Genomic DNA, 19,783 nt, shown 5'->3' with positions numbered 1-19,783 from the left:
TTTATTTACTCTTCCAATCCTTTGAATTTTTCCAATCCTTTCCACAACGGATTTTCTTTTTCTTCTTCGGCCTTTTTCATTTTTTCCAAGGCTTCTCTTGCTGCCGGATTGCAATAAGGGCCGTCCATGGCCTCATACTCGCATTCCTTTTGCATGGGGATGCTTAGATTTACAAATTCGTAAATCATGGGCGCCACGTGCAGGTGGCTTTCGCCACGGGAGATGTAATAAACGTCCGGGTCTTCTTCGGTGTCGTTCATTTCCTCCGGGTTTTCCACGGCCTTTACCGTAACGGTAAAGTCTTCAAACAAATTCAGCGGAAGATTTGAACTGCACCGGTCGCAAACCACTTTTACCGTGCCGCCCACCTGGAAGCGCAACATCATAAAGTTGGGTGTCTTTTCCAGTAACAGCTTTACCGCGGCCTGGCAATCCCAGAAGTCCTGTTCGCCGTATTCTTCAAAGAATCTATCTGTGATTTCGTAGGTAAATTCGTGAACACCGGGCTTTAATCCAACAAAAGCAATCTCAAATTCACGCCGGCTGTTCATGTCATCAACTGTCCCGCTTTTTTGCGGGAGGCGAAGGTAAAGGAAAACGCGGGAAAGAGTGTATTTTGAGCGAAGATTTTAACGAATTCCCCGGCAAATCTATGTTCAAAGCCCTGTTCCGTGACCGCTTTCTTTTGCTTCTTGTTTTTCTTGCCGTTCTGCTAAAACTCTTTTCTTTCAACGCCGCATGGGTGGAGCGTTACTATACGTTCGGCCTTTATCCCGGACTTTCAAAAACACTCCGGTGGCTGTTCGGGTGGATTCCGTTCAGCCTTGGCGATCTGGCTTACATCGCTGCTTTCATCTGGCTTGTGCTAAAAGTGTGGAAGCTGCTCCGGCTTTTAAAGCACCGGCAGGCAAAGGCTTACTTGTCGTGGATGCTGTTGCGCAAATACCTGAAACTGGCCTTGTTGGTTTATCTTGTTTTCTCCCTTTTCTGGGGCTTGAATTATTACCGGCAGGGAATTGCAAAGCAATTGGGCATTTCACTTCAACCGTACAGCGTGCAGGATTTGTTTGACCTTACAACCGTTTTGCAGCAACGGTTAAACGATTACGCAGTGAAGATTGACTCGGTACAACGCTTACGGTACAACGAAAAAAAGGTTTTGTTTGCAAAAGGAGAGGAGGCATATCGAAACACAGAGCATTCGTTGCCCTTTTTAATTTATTCCCGTCCTTCCATCAAGCCTTCGCTTTTTACACCCGTCGGTCATTGGTTTGGCTTTACCGGTTATTACAATCCGTTTTCGGGCGAGGCACAAATAAAAACCGATATTCCCGTGTTTTTAAAACCCTTTGTGGTAACCCACGAAATGGCGCACCAACTGGGCTATGCCAAAGAAAACGAAGCCAACTTTGTTGCCTACCTGACGTGCAAAAATTCGGGTGATCCCAACTTTCTTTATTCAGCTTATTTTGAGATGTACCGCGATGCCATCTTCGAATGCACGATGACGTCCAATAAGGAGTTGACGGAAGCCTTGCGCAAAAATATTCTGCCCCGTGTAAAATGGGACGTACGTGATTTGCGGCTTTATCTTTTGCAAAGCCGAAACTTCATTGAGCCGTTAATGAGCGGCGCTTATGACAAATATTTAAAGCTAAACAACCAACCCCAAGGTAGCGCTACTTACAACGAGGTGATTGCCTACCTGATTGGGTACATGAAAAAATTTGGCGGAGCAGCCATCTAAATGAACGCCGGCTTGTTGTTGATAATATGAAGAGTTGGATAAAACTTGTTTTTAGTTTGGCGTTGCCGCTTTCGGTGGGCGGCATTGCGGCATTGTTTACTCAAGCCGGAATTGACCGCTGGTTCACAACGATTCAAAAACCTGCGTGGCAACCGCCCAACTGGCTTTTTGCCCCGGTTTGGACAGTACTTTACATTTTAATGGGAATTGCCTTGTACCTGGTTTGGAAACAAAATGCACCGGGAAAAAGGGGAGCGATCATTTTGTGGAGTTTGCAGTTGGTGTTGAACTTTTTGTGGTCTTTCATCTTTTTTAGTCAGCACCGCATAGCCCTGGCGCTGGTTGACATTGTTGTTTTATGGCTGCTGATTTTGCTGACCATCTTTTCATTTGCAAAATTCAGCAAAACAGCCGCTTGGTTGTTGGTGCCATACATTAGTTGGGTAAGCTTTGCGGCAACCTTAAACTTTGCAATTTATCAATTGAACCGCTAAGTGGATAGCCGGTGATAAAGAGGCGGAGAAACTTCTTTACAGGAAAGGGATTCTACCCTTGTTCGTTTTTCAGGCTGAGAGCAAGTTTTTTTTAGAAAGCAAACAAACCGACAAAAAAATCCCCCGCTTTTGGCGAGGGATTCAAAATTTATTTAGAAGCTTTCTTCGTCGTTTTGACTTTTGTTTTCGTTTTTACCTCTGTTACCGTGGAAGCGGCAGCGGGAGTAGGCTTGGCGGCTTCTGTTTTTGCCGTTGCATCAAAGGTTGCGGCGTCTTGTACTTCACCGGTAATCAGCACTTGCTTTGTATCGCTTACACCGGCCAGCTTAACCGTTACAGGTTTGGTGAAAGGTCCGATGTTGGCCGCGTTGTAACCAACTTTCAGCTTGCTGGTTCCACCGGCGGGGATGGGCTCTTTGGAATATTCCGGCGTGGTGCAACCACAACCGGCTGTTGCCGATTCAATCACAACGGGCTTGTCAGAAATGTTGGTGATGGTAAAGTAGGTCGTAACCGGAACGCCCTGCTTGATTTTTCCGAAGTCGTACTTGTCGGAGCTAAGTTTGACAACCTCGTCGGTTTTTTGTTGAGCGATGGCGCCAATGCCGGCAACCAGAGCGGCGGCGAAGAAGAAGAGTTTTTTCATTGTTTTATTGCATTTGATTTTTTAAAAAGCCAACAGCGGTATTGGCTGGAGCAGACCCCGCAGGCGCTTTCCAAACCGTTCCCTTTATTCTGATTTGTTTTGTGGTGTTCCCGTTGTATGTGACGGTAATAATTTTTGTGAACGGCCCTTCTGCTGCGGCGTTGTAACCTACTTTAATCTGGTCGGCACCACCGGCAGCGATGGCTTCCTTGTTCCATTCCGGCGTGGTGCAACCGCAGGAAGCCTGCACGTTGTCGAGCTTTAGGGGAACAAGTCCATTGTTCTCAATTTTAAAAAAATGGTAAACGGGTTTTCCCTGTGGGATGGTGCCAAAATCAAACTCTTCTTCTTTCACACGCAGCACATCGGCAGAAGCGGCGGTTTGTGCGTGAACTGTACCAAAAGCAACCAGCACAAACAAAAAGGCGAAGATTTTTTTCATAACAAAAGGTTCTGCCCAAAAATAAAAGAAAGATGGCGTAAAACGAATACCGGCCGACAATTTGGCTTTTTTTAACGGCGGGGAGGAAGGGATAATGGAGATGATATTGCGGCATTGACTTTAAAGGGTGAGTTGTTCTTCACTTTGTGGATCACTCGTGCGTAAATAAACAGCGTAATGTCATAATATCCCATTATCCCAATATCTTATTTTCGCCGCATGGAAAATCTGACGATGCAAAGCAGTTCGCTGGAACGGTTGTCGTTTGAAAACTTTCGGGCCGAAGTATTGCAGGATTACCGCATTGCCTGCCTGAGCCGCGAAGCCGGCTTGCTTGGCCGCAAAGAAGTGTTAACCGGCAAGGCCAAGTTCGGCATCTTTGGCGACGGCAAAGAGCTGGCGCAGGTGGCGATGGCCAAGTTCTTTCAGCCCGGCGATTTTCGTTCGGGTTATTACCGTGACCAAACCTTTGCTTTTGCCACCGAACTGGCAACTGTTGAGCAATTCTTCGCCCAGCTTTATGCCGATCCTGATCTTTCACACGATCCTTTCAGTGCGGGTCGCCAGATGGTGTCGCATTTTGCCACGCCTTTTGTTAATGAAAACGGTGATTGGCTGCCTTTGGCCGAGCGAAAAAACATTACCGCCGACATTGCGCCAACCGCCGGTCAAATGCCGCGTGGCCTTGGGCTGGCCTTTGCCTCGAAAAGTTTCCGCAACATTCCTGCGCTAAAACAGTTTTCTGATTTGTCAAACAACGGCAACGAAGTTTGCTTTGTTACCATCGGCGATGCTTCTACTTCTGAAGGGCATTTTTGGGAAAGCATCAATGCGGCTGGTGTGCTACAAGTGCCCATGGCCGTATTTGTATGGGACGACGGCTACGGCATTTCCGTCCCCAAAAAATACCAAACCACCAAAGGTTCTATTTCCGAAGCCCTCAAAGGATTTCAAAAAGAAGACGACACCAACGGCTTCAACATCTACAAAGTGAAAGGCTGGGACTACGCCGGCATGTGCGAAGCCTTTGAAGAAGGAATTCGTTTGGCAAGAGAAACCCATACGCCGGCTCTTTTTCACGTTGAAGAAATTACGCAGCCGCAAGGCCATTCTACTTCGGGCAGCCACGAACGGTACAAGACCGCGGAACGCCTGTCCTGGGAGCGGGAATGGGACTGCCTGAAAAAAATGCGGGAGTGGATTTTGTCCAACGTTTTGGCAGAGGAAGAAGAACTGGACGACATTGAAGCCGAAGCAAAGAACAGCGTGCGCCAAAGCCGCTTGAAAGCTTGGGAAGCTTACTTGTTGCCCATCAAACAGCAAGTGACGAAGGCCGTTGAATTGATGAATGACGTAGCATCAAAAGACGCGGCGTCTGCGAACAGCATCAATGCTTTGGTGAAAGAACTTCAAAGCATCCGTGAGCCGCTGCGCCGCGATGTGATGCGTGTTTTAAGCGCAGCTTTAAACACTGTTGCCAATCGCGATACGGCTTATTGGCTGAACGATTTTTACAACGACCTGCTCAAGGAAGCCAAAGAGCTTTACAACTCACATTTATACAACGAAGGCTCAAAGAGTACGTTGAAGATTCCGGAAACAAAGGTTCAATACGCTGCCGATGCGCCAACGATGAACGGCTTTGAAGTGCTCAACCGTTACTTCGATAAACTGTTTGCGGCCAATCCAAAAGTGCTGGCTTTTGGCGAAGATTTGGGCTTCATCGGCGATGTAAACCAGGGCTTTTCCGGCTTGCAGGCAAAGCACGGCGAAGACAGAATTTTTGACACCGGCATTCGCGAACTTACCATCATGGGACAGGGTATAGGCCTTGCCATGCGGGGCTTGCGGCCCATTGCCGAAATTCAGTACCTCGATTACTTGCTCTACGGTTTGGAACCCCTGAGTGACGACGCTGCCACGCTTCATTACCGCACCAAAGGGCAGCAAAGCTGTCCAATCATTGTGCGTACAAGGGGCCACCGGCTGGAAGGCATCTGGCACAGCGGTTCGCCAATGGGAATGGTGATAAACTCTTTGCGCGGCATGTGGGTTTGCGTTCCGCGAAACATGGTGCAGGCTGCGGGTTTGTACAACACGCTGCTGCAAGGCAACGATCCGGCCATTGTGATTGAATGCCTGAACGGCTACCGGTTGAAGGAAAAATTACCGTCAAATCTTTTGGACTTTACCGTTCCGCTGGGCACACCGGAAATTGTGAAAGAAGGAAGCGACGTAACCGTCGTTACCTATGGTTCTACGCTTCGCGTTGTGATGGAAGCTGCGCAATTGCTGGAGAAAAGAAACATTCATTGTGAAGTGGTGGACGTGCAAACGCTGCTGCCTTTTGACATTCATCTCAAAATTTTAGACTCCCTCAAAAAGACGAACCGCATTGTCTTTATTGACGAAGACGTGCCGGGCGGCGCCACGGCTTACATGTTCCAACAAGTAATGGAAGTGCAGGGCGGTTATCGTTATTTGGACGTAGCCCCGCGGACCATCTCTGCCAAAGCACACCGTCCGCCATACGGCAGCGACGGCGATTATTTCAGCAAGCCCAATGCGGAAGAGATTGAAGCCGTTGTTAAGCAAATGATGGCGGAGTAGCCGCCGGAATCCGGTTGGCATTTTTGCGGTTGTTAGAAACCGCGAATGAATGCATGTTTTGCAAAAAGATAAGTGTAAATTACTGTTGCAATTTATTCTTCACCAAAACCATTCGCCATGCCAATTGTAAAAGTCATTGAAGTGATTGCCACGTCCGAAAAAAGCATTGACGACGCCGTGCGAAACGCCGTTGCCGAAGCGGCTAAAACCGTTCGCAACATTGATTCCGTATGGGTAAAGGACATCAAGGCCCACGTTAAGGACAATCAGGTTACAACCTTCGGGATTGTTTGCAAAATTTCCTTCCGCCTGGAATGATTGCAATCGTTTGGTTGATTGCATCCCGCTTTGGGGGGATTTTTTATTAGCAGCCCGCATTGACGCAGGCAAATGATTTTCCTTTACCGGCGTTGGCTTCTTCTTTTTAATTTGCCGCTTAAACCGTTTGTTACATGAAGCTTGCTATTTACCAGGTTGATGCCTTCGCCGAAACTGTTTTTAAAGGCAACCCCGCCGCGGTTGTTCCGCTCGAAGAATGGCTCGAGGACGAATTAATGCAGCAAATTGCCGCAGAGAATAATTTGAGCGAAACGGCTTTCTTTGTAAAGACGGACGAAGGTTATCACTTGCGCTGGTTTACACCCGAATACGAAATTGATTTATGCGGCCACGCTACGCTTGCTTCGGCTTACGTCATTAAAAATTTTGTAGAGCCACATGCGGTAGAGATAAATTTTTCTACGCAAAAAGCCGGCGTTTTAAAAGCTTCTGCAAAAGACGGGATGTACACGCTTGACTTTCCTTCGCGTATGCCGCAAGCCTGCGAAGTGCCGGACAAATTGTTTGCAAGCCTTGGTATCAGCAACGCCGTGGAAGTGCTTCGTTCTCGCGATTATTTTGTGGTGTTGCCAAATGAAGAAGCCGTGCGAAATGTAGAACCTGATTACACGCTCATGAAAGAACTGGACACGATTGGTGTGATTGTAACGGCAAAAGGTCACGAAGCCGATGTTGTTTCAAGATGCTTTTATCCTGGTGCAGGCATTCCTGAAGATCCCGTGACGGGTTCGGCGCATTCCAACATTGTTCCGTATTGGACGGAGAAGTTGGGCAAGACGAAATTGTTCTGCCAACAGCTTTCGGCACGCGGCGGCGACCTTCAATGCGAACTCATTGGTGATCGTGTGTTGATGAGTGGGAAGTGTATGTTGTACTTGCAAGGAGATATTTTCGTTTAAGCGAGGAAACGATTTCTCACTTCTTGCATGGGTATCATGCACTGTTCCTTTTTGCCAAACCATCGATAACGGTTCTTTGCAATAAAATCATACACGACATTACGAATGAATTTTGGCGCCAGCCAAAAAACTTGTGTCCACTTCCAGTACCAGGGCAACTTTCCATAAACCTTTAATCCGGCGGATGATTTTTGATAAACTTTTCCTTCGTCAATTAAAACGAAGGATTCAAATTCTTTCCTTGGAAGGTTGTATTGCGCCAATAATTTTTGGCCCGCTTCTGATTGTAAGGCCGCAAAGCGGAAGACTTTATTTTTATCCTGCCTCATGATGAAGTTTATACCGGCGTTGCAGAAGTTGCAAACACCGTCAAAGAGAATAACAGGATAACTTAGTTCATCACTCATTTCTGGCAATAAAAAAGGCATTCAACCTTGAATGCCTAAAATTACTTGCAGATTCCACTGTCATCTTTTTACGCCAGGTTATGAAATACCTTCTGCACGTCTTCGTCCTGCTCTAATTTGTCCACCAGCTTTAATACGTCCTGCGCCTGTTCTTCGCTTAACGAAACTGTTGTCGTTGGTATCCATTCTACTTCGGCACTCAGTGGTGTAATGCCTTTTTCTTCCAGGGCTTTTTGCATGGCGCCAAAATCGGTAAAAGCGCAACGCAACACCAAAACATCTTCGCCGTTTTCACCCGTGCCTTCGCCCATTTCTTCCAGGCCGTGGTCAATCAATTCAAATTCCATTTCTTCAGTGTTCAAGCCCTCAGGCTTTAAACGAAACACGCCCATTTTCTTAAACTGAAAAGCCACGCTGCCGCTGTTGCCCAGGGCGCCGTCGCCTTTGTTGAAAATGGATTTCACGTTGGCTACTGTGCGAACGTGGTTATCGGTTGCCGTTTCTACCAACACGGCCACGCCGTGCGGCGCATAGCCTTCATACAAGATTTCTTCGTAGCTGGAAGTGTCTTTGCCCTGTGCTCTCTTAATGGCCGCTTCCACGCGGTCTTTCGGCATGTTCACCGCCTTGCCGTTTTGCATGGCGCGGCGCAAGGCCGGGTTGGTGGCGGGGTCGGGGCCGCCGGCTTTTACGGCAATCACAATCTCTTTTCCCACGCGGGTAAATTGTTTGGCCATCCGGTCCCACCGGGCAAACATGGTGCTCTTTCTAACTTCAAATATGCGACCCATAAATTATTCCTGATTTACGATTTACGATTTCAGATTTTTAGTGCGTTTCTGCTTCTTCCTTCAATGTTGCTCAATCACCCCTTCAACATTCTCTTTGTACGTAACTGTACTGCTACTGTCAACTACTGTTGCGTCGCACTCTTGTGCGTTCGCATCGCTATGCAACATAAAACAACCTCCCTGTCTCTCTTGTTCTCCGCGGCTGAAGCCGCGCAAATGTACTATTAGCCACTAAAAAAAAGCAACTCCCTGGCGGAGCTGCTTTTCTAATTTAAAAACCGCATTTATTTTTTATTGAGCCGCATGGCATAAAGCACCAGGTGAAGGGCTGCAAAAATCAACGAGAAGTAAAAAAGGCCCGTGTCGCTGCCGCCTTCTTTAACCGTGGTGTGATGGACAAAGGCTACACCGGCCAACAACACCACGAGCGCCAAACCGGTTAACCCGATAATGCGGTTGCTGCGGCCATAAGAAGCGGTATCATGTCCCGAAAGAACGCTCTTGCGCATACCGTACCAGGCATAAACATCAAAGCCGATGATCATCCACACAAGCAGCCGGATCCAAGTATCCAGCGGCAGAAACACCATCATGAACAAACAAGTGAAAATGCCAAGAATGGGAACGAGCGGAACCAGCGGTGTTTTAAAAGCCCGCGGTGCGTTCGGTTCGTTTTTGCGCAAAACCATTACGCCGATGCAAACAAGAATAAAGGCGAACAACGTTCCGATGCTCGTCATCTCCCCAACTACCCGTGCCGGCACAAAGGCTGCAAACAGGCTTACAAAGAGCATAAACATAAAGTTGCTCTTGAAAGGTGTTCTGAATTTTGGATGCACTTCGGAAAAGACTTTCGGCAGCAAACCGTCGCGGCTCATGCTGTAAAACACGCGGCTTTGTCCCATGAGCATCACCAAAATAACCGAAGAGTAGCCCGCAAGAATCGCCACGATGATGGCGCGGTTTAACCACGGATAGTCCGGGGTAACGACACCGGCCGCGTTTGCAGAACCCATGTGGTCAATAGCGACAGCTACAGGGGCTATGCCGTCCTGTCCTCTAAAGGAGGTGTAATTTGTAACGCCGGTCATTACGTGGGCAAATAAAATGTAAAGAATGGTGCAAATGGCAAGTGAACCCAAGATTCCCCAAGGCATGTCCTTCTTTGGATTTTTGGCCTCTTGTGCGGCCGTGCTTACGGCATCAAAGCCGATATAGGCAAAGAATACAATGGCGGCCGCACGGATAATGCCGCTAAATCCAAACTCACCAAAGGTTCCGGTATTATCGGGGATGTAGGGATTGTAGTTGGTTTTGTTTATGTACTTCCATCCCAGGAAAATGAAGATCAACACAACCGCAATTTTCAAGGCCACGATGATGCCGTTAACGAAGGCGCTCTCTTTTGTTCCTTTAATTAGCAACAAGCTAACCAGCACCACAATAAAAACTGCCGGTAAGTTAATCATGCCGTCATCCCAGGGCCCTGTAGCCAGCGAGGCCGGCAAATGGATATTAAAACCGCTCAGAAACTTTACAAGGTAACGGCTCCAACTGATGCTAACCGTTGCCGCACCCACGGCATATTCTAAAACCAGATCCCAACCAATGATCCATGCGATAAACTCGCCCATTGTTGCATAACTATAAGTATAAGCACTGCCGGCCACGGGAATCATGGAAGCAAATTCGGCATAACACAAACCCGCGAAGGCGCAGCCAAGGGCCGCAACGATAAATGAAATGGTGATGGCAGGACCCGCCTGGTTAGCGGCCGCGCCACCCGTAATGGAAAACAATCCGGCGCCAATGATGGCGCCAATTCCAAGTGCAATCAATCCCCATACGCCCAACGTTTTCTTTAATGAATGCCCTCCTTCTTCCTGTGCTTCGGCCAACAAACCGGCCAAGGGTTTCTTTACAAATAGACTCATACGTGTGTTTTAGAATGATGGTTATTAAGCTCGTAAAATAAAGCAATTAATCAAATGCGAATTCAATTCTTTTACACGAACCAAGCCCTCTTGTAAAACTTTACGGAAGTAATTTTTACCGATATTCGGCCCTTTATTTTGAAAGGCTTTCTGTATGAAGAAAAAGAGCAGGCTCACAACGTACATCTTTCTGGCCATGATCCTGGGCGTGCTTACAGGTTACCTGTTTAACCGCTTTGGCGGCGGGCACCAAATCAGCTACACGGCAAAAGCCGACTATACCGGAGCCGATACGTTGCGCATCAACACATCTTCAGGAACTGTCACGCAGGTGCTTTTTGTGGTGAAAGATTCGGCTCAATACAGAAAAGTAAAGGACAGCGTGCCCGCAGTGCGGGTTGCGGTAGGAGGAAAAGAAACCATCGTGCAATCAGCTGACAGAGTAGAGAGCATTCAAGCCGTTCCTAAAAACGGCGTCGCTGAAATCACCGCGCAAAAAACCTTTGCCGATTACGTCAAACTCTTAAGCACCATTTTCATTCGCCTGGTGCAAATGATTATTTCGCCGCTGGTGTTTACCACGCTTGTCGTGGGCATCGCCAAGCTGGGCGATTTAAAAACAGTTGGACGTGTGGGCGGCAAAGCCATTCTCTGGTTTATCACTGCTTCGCTTGTTTCCTTGTTCATCGGAATGATTCTCGTGAATTATTTTCAGCCCGGCCAATACATCTCTTTATCACAAGCTGATGTTGCTGGTGTAGAAGCTCTGAAAGGCGGGCAGAAAGCATTCTCCGCGCAAAACTTTGTGGAGCACGTCATACCCAAAAGTTTTGTGGAGGCAATGGCCAACAACGAAATGTTGCAACTCGTTGTTTTCTCCGTATTCTTTGGCGTGGCCGCATCGGCTATCGGAGATTATACAAAGCCGTTGATCAAAGCCCTTGAAATCGCATCTCACATCATTTTAAAAATGGTGAATTACGTGATGAACTTTGCGCCGCTTGGCGTTTTTGGCGCTATTGCCGCAGTCGTGGCTACAAAAGGTCTTGGCATCTTTAATTTTTACTTTAAATATTTCGCTTTCTTTCTCCTGGGCATTGCGGTGTTGTGGGTTGTTTTAATTGGCGTAGGCTTTCTGGTGTTGCAAAGGCGAATGCCGGAATTGCTGAAACGAATTGGAAGTCCGATGCTTGTTGCCTTTAGCACAACCAGCAGCGAAGCCGTTTTTCCAAAACTTACAGAAGAACTGGAACGCTTTGGCTGCCGCGACCGTATTGTTTCCTTTGTGCTGCCGCTTGGTTATTCCTTTAATCTTGACGGTAGCATGATGTACATGACCTTTGCATCGCTGGCCATTGCACAGGCCTATCAGGTGCACATGCCCATTGAAACACAAATTGTGATGTTGCTCGTGTTGATGCTAACAAGCAAAGGCATCGCAGGTGTGCCGCGGGCTTCGCTGGTTGTTGTTTTGGCTACCTGTGCCATGTTCAACATCCCGCCCATCGGCGTTGCACTTATCTTGCCCATTGATCATTTTTGCGACATGTTCCGCACCATGACCAACGTACTCGGAAATGCGCTGGCAACAAGCGTTGTAAGCAAGTGGGAAGGAGAGTTGAAAGGGAGCAGTAGCCAGTTGGCAATAAACAATATGCAGGAAGAAAGCGTAGGATAAAAGAGAAACCAAAACGCTAAACTTGAAACATTAAATCCTAAACCGGAATGACACATCTTTTGGATATCGTGCTTTTAGACGGATTTTTAAACAATCTTGTCACCTGGATCATGCTCCACGGCGGCTTCTTCTTTTTACTGTTTGTGGTGTTTGCCGAAACCGGTTTGTTTATCGGTTTTTTTCTCCCCGGCGACTCCCTGCTTTTTACCGCAGGCATTTATTTAAAAATGCGCCCCGATCTTTTTTACAACCTGCATTACAGCATCGTGGTCGTGCTCATCATCATTGCTTCGTTTTTGGGCAACATGGTGGGTTATTGGTTTGGCCGCAAAACGGGTCCGGTTTTGTTTCACCGCAAAGAGTCGTGGTACTTTAAGAAAAAGCATTTGGCAAGGGCGCATGATTTTTACGAGCAATACGGCAAAGGCACCATCTTTCTTGCCAAGTTTCTGCCCATAATCCGAACCTTTGCGCCCATCGTGGCGGGCATTGTAGAAATGAACCGTGCCACCTTTATTTTTTACAACATTGTGGGCAGCATTGCCTGGGTAACGCTCATGGTGTTGGGCGGTTATTTTCTGGAGGCCTGGGTAAAAGAGCGATTCCATTTTTCGTTAACCGAATACATTGACGTCATTGCTATCGGCATCATCCTCATTACCACATTGCCCATTCTTTACAAATTATTTTTTACCAAGAAGAAGGCGGCTCCGGCTAACGATAACAACTCCGCTGCGAAATGATGAAAGCCCAATTGCCTGCCACCAAACCCGCACAGGGAATTTTCAGCCTTGCCGTAATTGTGGCGGCGCTGGGCTACTTCGTTGACATTTACGATTTGCTTCTTTTCAGCATCATTCGCGTACCCAGTTTGCAATCTTTTGGTTTAAACAAAGAACAAATCACGTCTGGCGGCGAAAGCATTCTCATGTGGCAGATGGCCGGCCTGCTGATTGGCGGCATCATTTGGGGCATTATGGGCGACAAAAGAGGAAGACTCAGTGTACTGTTTGGTTCTATCATTTTGTACTCACTTGCAAACATTGCCAATGGCTTTGCCAAAACAGTAGAGCAATACGAGATCATCCGTTTCATTGCAGGTCTTGGACTGGCCGGTGAACTGGGCGCGGGCATTACGCTTGTTTCGGAACTCACGCCGAAAGAAAAACGCGGCATTGCCACTTCGCTGGTGGCAGGCATCGGTTTAACGGGTGCTGTCGTAGCCTTTGTAATCAAAGAAAATTTCAATTGGCGTATTTGTTATTTCATCGGTGGCGGCTTGGGTTTGCTGCTGCTCTTGTTGCGCATCTCGGTTTATGAGTCGGGCATGTTTCACCAGGTAAAAAAACAGAACGTGCGGCGCGGAAATTTCTTCATGCTTTTTGCCAATGCCGACCGCTTTAAACGCTACCTGTTCGGCATTTTAATTGGCCTTCCCACATGGTACGTCATCGGCATCCTGGTCACTTTCTCTGGTGAATTTGCCGAGAAGATGAACGTCGCCGAAAAAATAGACCCGGGCAAGGCCGTCATGTACGCTTACGTGGCCATTTCCATCGGCGATATTCTTGTTGGTTTCATCAGCCAGTGGTTTCGCAGCCGCAAAAAAGCGCTCTATCTTTTTTACGTCATCACGGCGCTGTTCATTGCTTTATTTTTTACGGCGCAATGGAATGGCAGCGCTGCCCGCATGTACCTTATTTGCGCGGGACTGGGCTTTGGCACGGGCTTCTGGGCCATTTTTGTAACGATGGGTGCGGAGCAGTTTGGAACGAATTTGCGGGCTACCGCTGCTACCACCATTCCAAACATGGTACGCGGCATGTTAACCGTTTTAATCCTTCCGCTTTTTAAAGGCCTGCGCGGCGTTACCGATTATTGCACGGCCGGCTGGATCACGGGTGTCATCATCATGGCCATCGGCGTGGTAGCGGTGATTTATACAAAAGAAACCTTTGGTAAGGATTTAAATTACGTAGAAGAATGATGACCCCGAATTTCCAGGAATTACACTAATTGATTTCTCGATTTACATCGCACAATTATTAACGGCAGCCTTTGATGCGGGAAGTCATGTAATTTGTTCCGCAAAAATTCGTGTAATTCGTGCCTTCAATTGGTGTAATTCAATTTCTATGAAATTTCTCATCATTCGTTTTTCTTCCATTGGCGATATTGTTTTGACCACGCCTGTAGTTCGTTGCTTGAAGAAACAAGTGCCGGATGCTGTCATTCACTACCTGATAAAGCCACAGTTTAAAACGGTGATGGAGCCTAATCCTTACGTGGACAAGTTTCATGTATTGCAGGAAGACTGGGACGCGATGATTGAAGAACTTAAAGAGGAAAAGTTTGATTACGTCATTGACCTGCACCACAACCTGCGAACGCTCCGGGTGAAAAATGCGCTGAAGGTTCCGGCCTATTCTTTCAACAAACTCAATCTCCGCAAACTTGTTTTTGTAAAGCTGAAGTGGAACGTAATGCCCAAGGTGCACATCGTGGATCGTTACATGGAAACCGTTGCGCCTTTTGGTGTGCGCAACGACGGCGAGGGCCTTGATTATTTCATTCCCGAAGGTGCAAAAGTCCCTTTGCATGACATTCCGCATTCGCACCATGCGGGCTTTCTCTCAATCGTTATCGGCGCTTCGTTTTACACCAAAAAATTACCGGTTTACAAACTGCAGGAACTCTGTCAAAAAATAAATCATCCCATCATTTTAGTGGGCGGAAAAGAAGACGCAAAAGAAGGTGAGGCCATTGCTTCCGTTGACCCGATAAAAGTGTACAACGCCTGCGGTAAATTCTCCTTGCACGAAAGCGCCGATTTGGTTCGCCAGTCAAAGCTGGTAATTGCCCACGACACGGGCCTGATGCACATTGCCGCCGCACTAAAAAAACAGGTGATTGCGGTTTGGGGAAGCACCACGCCTTCGTTCGGTATGGTGCCTTATTATGGAAAGAATTTTTTGCAACGGAACCCGCCGCCCTACGACGATGTACAAGTGCACAAGTTGTGGTGCAGGCCCTGTACCAAGATCGGCCGCAACAAATGTCCGCAGGGTCATTTTAAATGCATGAAAGAAATAGATGTTGATGAAATTGTTCGCCTTGTAAACTTTCGCCTCGGGCGAAACGGCGCAAAATAAAAAACGTGAGACCAAGATGCATTGTCTTGTTGTCTCACGCCTGATCCTTCACAGTTCACATTATTTGATTTCAATCGTTCTCGGCGGTTTTTGCTTTGCTTCTTCTTTTTTCGGTATTAGCAAATGCAGCACACCGTTTTCGTATTTCGCGTTGATTTGGTCAACGTCCACTACGTCTCTCGGCAGTGTGAAGGTGCGCTGAAAAGACTGGTAACTGAATTCGCGGCGGGTGTAGCGTTCACCTTCCTTCATGTCGTTTTCTTTTTCACTTTCGCTGGTAATGGTGAGATTGTTGCCGTCTAATTCAATTTTAAAATCGTCTTTCTTCATGCCTGGCGCGGCCATTTCGACTTCAAGGTTCTCTGCTGTTTCGCGAATGTTTACGGCCGGAATGGTGGTGTTGGTAGTAGAGTTGTTGGCCATTCCCCAGTTCCACAAATCTCTTGAGAAGAAATCATCAAAGAGGTTTGTCAGGGCAGGCTGGTTGCGGTTGTTGTTCCATTTTGTTAGTGACATACAGACCTCCTTTTTACGGGTTAAATAATTTTAGAAAACTTGTTTTCAAGTTCAATACCAAAGCAAGAAACGCTGAAATTTTTTCAGCGTTTCTTGTAAACCTTGGCATATTTGACTGCAAAAATTGCAAGACGATCGAAAACAATTTGAGGTCTTCGCCGCACAGCGAACAAAGCGTACACGAGTGGACGCAATGAAAGCTAAATGCTAGACAGGCCATTGGTTCATTGCCGCAGCAAAAAACAAGTTGCCGCAATGAATGCTGCTACCTGCGTTTCGTCGTTAAAGAAATTTATGCTCCCGTTCTGTTTTCGGCTGGTTGGTCTCTATCCGTATCTTCTAAGCTGTAATCTTTGTTTTCTTCATCGCCTTGTCCCAAGGCATCGGTGCGGGTTTCGTCCGCAGCACCGGGAATGTCGAGACCTGAGGCCGATAGCGCCTGCCCTTCGCCAAAACTTTCTTCGTTCAGCGGCTCGCCTTCAAAGTCGGCGTTGTCCATGCGTGCCCGCCGCAGGTTGTCTTCATCGCGTGTAGGCATGTAGGTTGTGTCGCGCAGGGCTTCGCGTTCGTCGGGGCGTACGTCAAAATCGGTGTTTCGCTGAAGGTTATCATTGTCGTCAAGTCCCACAATGCCTGTTCCTTCCTCGTCGGCAGATGCAGCAGTAGTATCGGCCATCTCGCCCATGTTGGGAACGTGCACAAATTCTTGTCCGGGAATATCTTTTACATCAGGCAGGTCCATGATCGTCTCGTCCGATCGTAATTTTTCGCGGTCTTCTTGGCTATCGGGTAAATCATTGGGTACCGATGATTGTTGTTCCAGCTTGTTCGCGGCGGGATTAGTTTCACGGCCGGGTGCATTTCTTTCGTTTGCCATAACTTAACTTTAGGGTAGTTATTAAAAATTTGTGCCGAAGGCTCCTGGTTGTTTTCGCCGGAGGCCGGAATGCGGCGATAACGTTTTAAACCGAAGGTTATGAGCAAGTACATTTTTAAAACGAACATCAATTGCATCGGCTGCGCTTCGCAAATCAAACCTCATTTGGACAAACTCGAACAAGAAGGGCAAATTGAACACTGGCAGGTTCACCTTCGCGAACCGGATCATACACTGGAGATTGACAGCTCAAACCTGGGCGAAGAAGAAATTAAAACCTACATACACAATGCCGGCTTTAAAGCTGAGGCCAAGCCTGTTTAACGCTTGAAACCGTGATTTTTTTTCAATAGATTTTGTCTTTGGCCGCAGAATATTGCCCGCCTGTGTGCTGCACGTTTCACCTGCCAAAAATTAGCACCGGTATGCGGAGCGAAACCGCTGCAAAAGATCTGTGCTGATTTCTCGTTCGCTGAAAACTTTTTCATCAATCTGCGCTACGGAAAGAAGCTGTTTCGTGGTGCTGGTGATAAAGGCTTCTTTCGCGGTTTTAATTTCATCCCAACGAACGGGACGTACTTCAACGGTGTGTGTTTTTTTTGCGAGTTCAATGACCTTGGCTCTTGTGATTCCCTGTAAAATGTTTTCTGCAGGCGTAACAATGCGATTGTCGCCGGTTACCAGAAAAAAGTTGCTGCGCGGGCATTCTGTAATGAACCAGTTGGCGTGGTATAAGATATCATCGGCGCCGTTTTGTGTTTTAAGCGGTTGCAGCCAAATTGCCATCAGGTAATCTATCGTTTTCACGTGCGGTAGCTGACGTTGATAAGAGTGGGAGAGAAGCCGGATTCCTTTTTCTCTTTGTTCCTCTGAAGGGGTGGAAAATGTATGTTGAGAAAGTATCAGGTTGGGTTTACCGGGATTAAAACCATCAGTTGAATAACCACCTGTTAAACTTATGCGAATGCCCGAATTTGGAAGACTGTTCTTTTGAATTAATTGATGAATCACATCCACCAGTTCGCCGCGATCCACCGGAACTTGCAGGTGCATGTTTTGTGCGGATGAATAAAAGCGATCGAGATGTTCTTCAAAAAAGAGCGGCTCCATTTCTACCAGCCTGAAAAAATCAAAAATGCCGTAGCCCCGCTGAAACGAAAGATCGGTAAAGTGCAGCATCGCTTTCGGCTCTTCTATAAAATCGCCGTTTAAGAAAACCTGTTTTGTTTTCATTCTTTTCTTTTTTTTTGCGACTTTCCTTTTGGTAAAAGACGCGGTTGCTTTGCTTCGATGCTTTGCCAAATTATTTCTAAAATCCGGAAAAATCTTTCCGGCCTTTCTTTTATTCTAAATTGTTTCCCCTACTTTTGCCAGCCAAAATTTAAGGTCACGTAATGCCTACTATTCAACAGTTAGTACGTAAAGGAAGAGAGATCATTCGCGCCAAGAGCAAGTCAAGAGCGTTGGATGCCTGCCCGCAGCGCCGCGGTGTTTGTACCCGTGTTTATACAACGACTCCCAAGAAGCCAAACTCAGCGCTTCGCAAAGTTGCCAAGGTGCGTTTAACCAATAAAGTGGAAGTCATCGCCTATATTCCGGGTGAAGGTCACAACCTGCAGGAGCACTCCATCGTGCTCATCCGCGGAGGCCGTGTGAAGGATTTGCCGGGTGTACGCTACCACATCGTTCGCGGTTCATTGGATACGGCCGGTGTAAAAGACCGCAAGCAAAGCCGTTCCAAATACGGAACCAAGCGTGAAAAGGCCGGCGCAAAAGGCGCTCCTGCCAAAGGAAAAAAATAATCATTCACCATAACGGCCGCAGCACAGAGTAAAGTTTTAAAACTTGAAGACATTTTGCTGCCGCGGCGGCTTAAAAATTAAATCTCATGCGTAAAGCACAAGCCAAAAAACTTCCCTTAGCACCAGACCCTCGTTTTAACGATAAGCTGGTAACGCGTTTTGTAAACAACCTGATGTGGGAAGGAAAGAAAAGCGTTGCCTTTGATATCTTCTACAACGCTTTGGAAAGAGTAAGTAAAACAACCGGTGAAGAAGGTTATGAAATTTGGAAGAAAGCCTTGCAAAACGTAACGCCTGCCGTTGAAGTTCGCAGCCGTCGTATTGGTGGTGCCACATTCCAAATACCTTCAGAGGTTCGCCAGGATAGAAAAATTTCATTAAGCATGAAATGGCTTATCCGCTACAGCCGCGAAAGAAACGGTCGCAGCATGGCCGATAAATTAGCCAACGAGATAGTGGCCGCTGCCAAAGGTGAAGGCGCTGCTTTCAAAAAGAAAGAAGACACACACCGCATGGCCGAAGCGAACAAGGCTTTCGCTCACTTTAAAGTCTAATTGAAGAACTTTTATAAAGGAAAATATCCCGCTTTAGGCGGGATATTTTTTTGTGCTTTATACTGAGTTTACGATCAGGCAAGGGCATTGCCTTCGCCTTCGCCACCGTTGTTGGTACCGCCGGCAACGCCACTGTCAAAAACGTCAGTTTGTGTGGTAACGCCTTCCGGAGTTTGCGATCCCGTCGAAATATCGGAACCTTCATAAGGTGTGCCGATCATGCCTCCGGTCATTGAACCTGAACTTGTGCTGCGACCACTTCTCGAGCGGTTGCCTGAGGAGGAACGTGCGCCCTTGCTGGAAGTGCTTTTGCTGCTTGCTTTACCGGCTGATGTCATGCTCCTAGACGCTGAACCGCCTCTTGAAGACGAATTACCTCTTGATGAAGAACTACTCCTTGATGCGGAGGAGCCGCCACTGCGGGAAGCGCTGCGGCCGCCACCTTTTGATGCGGACTTGCCAGCGGCTTTTGAAGAACCGCTACGGCTAACGGACATTTTTTTTGCCGCTCCTTTTTTGCTAGCGCCTTTCGACGAAGTTTTTTTTGCTGCGCTTTTTTTAGAGGCGCCGCCTTTTTTTGCAGCACTTTTTTTGGAGGCTGCTTTTTTAGCTGAAGATTTGGACGAGGCTTTGGAACCACCTTTTTTTGCTGCGCCCTTTTTCGAAGCTGCTTTTTTTGTTGAGGATTTAGAAGACGCTTTAGAGCCGCCTTTTTTAGAGGCGGTTTTTTTTGCCGCGCCTTTGGAGGATGCTCCTTTTTTGCTAGCGCCTTTCGACGAAGTTTTTTTTGCTGCGCTTTTTTTAGAGGCGCCGCCTTTTTTTGCAGCACTTTTTTTGGAGGCTGCTTTTTTTGTTGCTTTTGCCATGTTTAATGGGTTTAAGTAAGGGTTAATAA

At 47.3% G+C, this 19,783-nt stretch carries 23 protein-coding genes; 13 read left to right on the top strand and 10 right to left on the bottom strand.

Translation table 11 applies throughout. From position 1 onward, the window contains the following. Positions 1 to 5 precede the first annotated feature (5 nt). Positions 6 to 551, bottom strand: coding sequence for a YceD family protein (locus FSB75_RS10225; RefSeq protein WP_146786584.1), 546 nt, complete (start codon positions 549 to 551; stop codon positions 6 to 8). Positions 552 to 652: 101 nt separating this feature from the next. Between FSB75_RS10225 and FSB75_RS10220 the strand changes: the two genes are divergently transcribed. Together FSB75_RS10220 and FSB75_RS10215 are read left to right on the top strand one after the other, a co-directional pair. Beyond that, on the top strand, positions 653 to 1,747 hold the full coding sequence (locus FSB75_RS10220) for a DUF3810 domain-containing protein (protein ID WP_146786581.1): 1,095 nt from the start codon (positions 653 to 655) through the stop codon (positions 1,745 to 1,747). 56 nt (positions 1,748 to 1,803) lie between these two features. After that, entirely contained in the window at positions 1,804 to 2,241 is a 438-nt protein-coding gene (locus FSB75_RS10215) for a TspO/MBR family protein (RefSeq protein WP_227990904.1), read from the top strand. A 148-nt stretch (positions 2,242 to 2,389) separates the two neighbouring features. On the opposite strand, the gene FSB75_RS10210 is transcribed toward FSB75_RS10215, so the two are convergent. Further along, the gene (locus FSB75_RS10210) at positions 2,390 to 2,887 is read right to left on the bottom strand and encodes a DUF1573 domain-containing protein (protein WP_146786575.1); all 498 of its coding nucleotides are present in this window, start codon (positions 2,885 to 2,887) and stop codon (positions 2,390 to 2,392) included. A gap of 4 nt (positions 2,888 to 2,891) precedes the next feature. Then, on the bottom strand, positions 2,892 to 3,329 hold the full coding sequence (locus FSB75_RS10205) for a DUF1573 domain-containing protein (protein ID WP_146786572.1): 438 nt from the start codon (positions 3,327 to 3,329) through the stop codon (positions 2,892 to 2,894). Positions 3,330 to 3,548: 219 nt separating this feature from the next. Between FSB75_RS10205 and FSB75_RS10200 the strand changes: the two genes are divergently transcribed. From FSB75_RS10200 to FSB75_RS10190, 3 genes are all read left to right on the top strand, one after another. Beyond that, a complete protein-coding gene (locus tag FSB75_RS10200) occupies positions 3,549 to 5,939 on the top strand; it encodes an alpha-ketoacid dehydrogenase subunit alpha/beta (RefSeq protein ID WP_146786569.1) in 2,391 nt (796 codons plus the stop codon). A 117-nt stretch (positions 5,940 to 6,056) separates the two neighbouring features. Beyond that, positions 6,057 to 6,257: a dodecin family protein gene (locus FSB75_RS10195; protein WP_146786565.1), complete on the top strand. Its 201-nt coding sequence runs from the start codon at positions 6,057 to 6,059 to the stop codon at positions 6,255 to 6,257. 134 nt (positions 6,258 to 6,391) lie between these two features. After that, positions 6,392 to 7,177 carry a PhzF family phenazine biosynthesis protein gene (locus tag FSB75_RS10190; protein ID WP_146786562.1) on the top strand — a complete coding sequence of 262 codons (786 nt, stop codon included), beginning with the start codon at positions 6,392 to 6,394 and terminating at the stop codon, positions 7,175 to 7,177. On the opposite strand, the gene FSB75_RS10185 is transcribed toward FSB75_RS10190, so the two are convergent. The 3 genes from FSB75_RS10185 to FSB75_RS10175 all read right to left on the bottom strand — a co-directional run bounded on the left by FSB75_RS10185 (position 7,174) and on the right by FSB75_RS10175 (position 10,309). Further along, positions 7,174 to 7,605, bottom strand: coding sequence for a thiol-disulfide oxidoreductase DCC family protein (locus FSB75_RS10185; protein ID WP_227990902.1), 432 nt, complete (start codon positions 7,603 to 7,605; stop codon positions 7,174 to 7,176). The two genes, FSB75_RS10190 and FSB75_RS10185, sit on opposite strands and share 4 nt — an antisense overlap. Before the next feature lie 47 nt (positions 7,606 to 7,652). Beyond that, positions 7,653 to 8,375 carry a YebC/PmpR family DNA-binding transcriptional regulator gene (locus FSB75_RS10180; protein WP_146786559.1) on the bottom strand — a complete coding sequence of 241 codons (723 nt, stop codon included), beginning with the start codon at positions 8,373 to 8,375 and terminating at the stop codon, positions 7,653 to 7,655. A 284-nt stretch (positions 8,376 to 8,659) separates the two neighbouring features. After that, the gene (locus FSB75_RS10175; protein ID WP_146786556.1) at positions 8,660 to 10,309 is read right to left on the bottom strand and encodes an amino acid permease; all 1,650 of its coding nucleotides are present in this window, start codon (positions 10,307 to 10,309) and stop codon (positions 8,660 to 8,662) included. A gap of 154 nt (positions 10,310 to 10,463) precedes the next feature. Between FSB75_RS10175 and FSB75_RS10170 the strand changes: the two genes are divergently transcribed. The 4 genes from FSB75_RS10170 (at position 10,464) to FSB75_RS10155 (ending at position 15,139) form a co-directional block, all read left to right on the top strand. Continuing rightward, complete coding sequence (locus tag FSB75_RS10170; RefSeq protein WP_146786552.1) at positions 10,464 to 11,987, top strand: dicarboxylate/amino acid:cation symporter; 1,524 nt, start codon at positions 10,464 to 10,466, stop codon at positions 11,985 to 11,987. Between the two features lie 47 nt (positions 11,988 to 12,034). Next, entirely contained in the window at positions 12,035 to 12,730 is a 696-nt protein-coding gene (locus FSB75_RS10165) for a DedA family protein (RefSeq protein ID WP_146786549.1), read from the top strand. Continuing rightward, positions 12,727 to 13,974: an MFS transporter gene (locus tag FSB75_RS10160; protein WP_146786547.1), complete on the top strand. Its 1,248-nt coding sequence runs from the start codon at positions 12,727 to 12,729 to the stop codon at positions 13,972 to 13,974. Before FSB75_RS10165 ends, FSB75_RS10160 begins: the two co-directional genes overlap by 4 nt. A 148-nt stretch (positions 13,975 to 14,122) precedes the next feature. Then, positions 14,123 to 15,139 (top strand): glycosyltransferase family 9 protein, encoded by a 1,017-nt coding sequence (locus FSB75_RS10155; protein WP_146786544.1) that lies wholly within the window; start codon positions 14,123 to 14,125, stop codon positions 15,137 to 15,139. Between the two features lie 60 nt (positions 15,140 to 15,199). Here FSB75_RS10155 and FSB75_RS10150 read toward each other — a convergent pair whose 3' ends face one another. Further along, positions 15,200 to 15,655 carry an Hsp20/alpha crystallin family protein gene (locus FSB75_RS10150; RefSeq protein ID WP_146786541.1) on the bottom strand — a complete coding sequence of 152 codons (456 nt, stop codon included), beginning with the start codon at positions 15,653 to 15,655 and terminating at the stop codon, positions 15,200 to 15,202. A gap of 292 nt (positions 15,656 to 15,947) precedes the next feature. Next, a complete protein-coding gene (locus FSB75_RS10145; RefSeq protein ID WP_146786538.1) occupies positions 15,948 to 16,532 on the bottom strand; it encodes a hypothetical protein in 585 nt (194 codons plus the stop codon). A 99-nt stretch (positions 16,533 to 16,631) separates the two neighbouring features. Between FSB75_RS10145 and FSB75_RS10140 the strand changes: the two genes are divergently transcribed. After that, positions 16,632 to 16,856 carry a heavy-metal-associated domain-containing protein gene (locus tag FSB75_RS10140; protein ID WP_146786535.1) on the top strand — a complete coding sequence of 75 codons (225 nt, stop codon included), beginning with the start codon at positions 16,632 to 16,634 and terminating at the stop codon, positions 16,854 to 16,856. Positions 16,857 to 16,946: 90 nt separating this feature from the next. On the opposite strand, the gene FSB75_RS10135 is transcribed toward FSB75_RS10140, so the two are convergent. Next, positions 16,947 to 17,765: an aminotransferase class IV gene (locus FSB75_RS10135; RefSeq protein WP_146786532.1), complete on the bottom strand. Its 819-nt coding sequence runs from the start codon at positions 17,763 to 17,765 to the stop codon at positions 16,947 to 16,949. Between the two features lie 161 nt (positions 17,766 to 17,926). Here FSB75_RS10135 and rpsL point away from each other — a divergent pair, with 161 nt between their 5' ends. Further along, entirely contained in the window at positions 17,927 to 18,334 is a 408-nt protein-coding gene (gene rpsL, locus FSB75_RS10130) for a 30S ribosomal protein S12 (protein WP_146786529.1), read from the top strand. Between the two features lie 86 nt (positions 18,335 to 18,420). Continuing rightward, a complete protein-coding gene (rpsG, locus tag FSB75_RS10125; RefSeq protein ID WP_146786526.1) occupies positions 18,421 to 18,888 on the top strand; it encodes a 30S ribosomal protein S7 in 468 nt (155 codons plus the stop codon). Between the two features lie 74 nt (positions 18,889 to 18,962). On the opposite strand, the gene FSB75_RS10120 is transcribed toward rpsG, so the two are convergent. Further along, positions 18,963 to 19,385 carry a hypothetical protein gene (locus FSB75_RS10120; RefSeq protein ID WP_146786523.1) on the bottom strand — a complete coding sequence of 141 codons (423 nt, stop codon included), beginning with the start codon at positions 19,383 to 19,385 and terminating at the stop codon, positions 18,963 to 18,965. Between the two features lie 94 nt (positions 19,386 to 19,479). Between FSB75_RS10120 and FSB75_RS10115 the strand changes: the two genes are divergently transcribed. Then, positions 19,480 to 19,773, top strand: coding sequence for a hypothetical protein (locus FSB75_RS10115; protein ID WP_146786520.1), 294 nt, complete (start codon positions 19,480 to 19,482; stop codon positions 19,771 to 19,773). Positions 19,774 to 19,783: the final 10 nt, after the last annotated feature.

Origin of the sequence: Flavisolibacter ginsenosidimutans (genome assembly GCF_007970805.1) — a bacterium.
GTDB lineage: Bacteria > Bacteroidota > Bacteroidia > Chitinophagales > Chitinophagaceae > Flavisolibacter > Flavisolibacter ginsenosidimutans.
Note: the sequence above shows the minus strand (reverse complement) of the source record. Positions and strands in the feature narration are given on the sequence as shown.

What these genes read in the sequence shown, in the direction of transcription:
- FSB75_RS10225 (WP_146786584.1), bottom strand. Translation starts at nt 551, where the DNA reads ATGAACAGCCGGCGTGAATTTGAGATTGCTTTTGTTGGATTAAAGCCC.
- FSB75_RS10220 (WP_146786581.1), top strand. Translation starts at nt 653, where the DNA reads ATGTTCAAAGCCCTGTTCCGTGACCGCTTTCTTTTGCTTCTTGTTTTT.
- FSB75_RS10210 (WP_146786575.1), bottom strand. Translation starts at nt 2,887, where the DNA reads ATGAAAAAACTCTTCTTCTTCGCCGCCGCTCTGGTTGCCGGCATTGGC.
- FSB75_RS10205 (WP_146786572.1), bottom strand. Translation starts at nt 3,329, where the DNA reads ATGAAAAAAATCTTCGCCTTTTTGTTTGTGCTGGTTGCTTTTGGTACA.
- FSB75_RS10200 (WP_146786569.1), top strand. Translation starts at nt 3,549, where the DNA reads ATGGAAAATCTGACGATGCAAAGCAGTTCGCTGGAACGGTTGTCGTTT.
- FSB75_RS10195 (WP_146786565.1), top strand. Translation starts at nt 6,057, where the DNA reads ATGCCAATTGTAAAAGTCATTGAAGTGATTGCCACGTCCGAAAAAAGC.
- FSB75_RS10190 (WP_146786562.1), top strand. Translation starts at nt 6,392, where the DNA reads ATGAAGCTTGCTATTTACCAGGTTGATGCCTTCGCCGAAACTGTTTTT.
- FSB75_RS10185 (WP_227990902.1), bottom strand. Translation starts at nt 7,605, where the DNA reads ATGCCTTTTTTATTGCCAGAAATGAGTGATGAACTAAGTTATCCTGTT.
- FSB75_RS10180 (WP_146786559.1), bottom strand. Translation starts at nt 8,375, where the DNA reads ATGGGTCGCATATTTGAAGTTAGAAAGAGCACCATGTTTGCCCGGTGG.
- FSB75_RS10175 (WP_146786556.1), bottom strand. Translation starts at nt 10,309, where the DNA reads ATGAGTCTATTTGTAAAGAAACCCTTGGCCGGTTTGTTGGCCGAAGCA.
- FSB75_RS10170 (WP_146786552.1), top strand. Translation starts at nt 10,464, where the DNA reads ATGAAGAAAAAGAGCAGGCTCACAACGTACATCTTTCTGGCCATGATC.
- FSB75_RS10165 (WP_146786549.1), top strand. Translation starts at nt 12,035, where the DNA reads ATGACACATCTTTTGGATATCGTGCTTTTAGACGGATTTTTAAACAAT.
- FSB75_RS10160 (WP_146786547.1), top strand. Translation starts at nt 12,727, where the DNA reads ATGATGAAAGCCCAATTGCCTGCCACCAAACCCGCACAGGGAATTTTC.
- FSB75_RS10155 (WP_146786544.1), top strand. Translation starts at nt 14,123, where the DNA reads ATGAAATTTCTCATCATTCGTTTTTCTTCCATTGGCGATATTGTTTTG.
- FSB75_RS10150 (WP_146786541.1), bottom strand. Translation starts at nt 15,655, where the DNA reads ATGTCACTAACAAAATGGAACAACAACCGCAACCAGCCTGCCCTGACA.
- FSB75_RS10145 (WP_146786538.1), bottom strand. Translation starts at nt 16,532, where the DNA reads ATGGCAAACGAAAGAAATGCACCCGGCCGTGAAACTAATCCCGCCGCG.
- FSB75_RS10140 (WP_146786535.1), top strand. Translation starts at nt 16,632, where the DNA reads ATGAGCAAGTACATTTTTAAAACGAACATCAATTGCATCGGCTGCGCT.
- FSB75_RS10135 (WP_146786532.1), bottom strand. Translation starts at nt 17,765, where the DNA reads ATGAAAACAAAACAGGTTTTCTTAAACGGCGATTTTATAGAAGAGCCG.
- rpsL (WP_146786529.1), top strand. Translation starts at nt 17,927, where the DNA reads ATGCCTACTATTCAACAGTTAGTACGTAAAGGAAGAGAGATCATTCGC.
- rpsG (WP_146786526.1), top strand. Translation starts at nt 18,421, where the DNA reads ATGCGTAAAGCACAAGCCAAAAAACTTCCCTTAGCACCAGACCCTCGT.
- FSB75_RS10120 (WP_146786523.1), bottom strand. Translation starts at nt 19,385, where the DNA reads ATGTCCGTTAGCCGTAGCGGTTCTTCAAAAGCCGCTGGCAAGTCCGCA.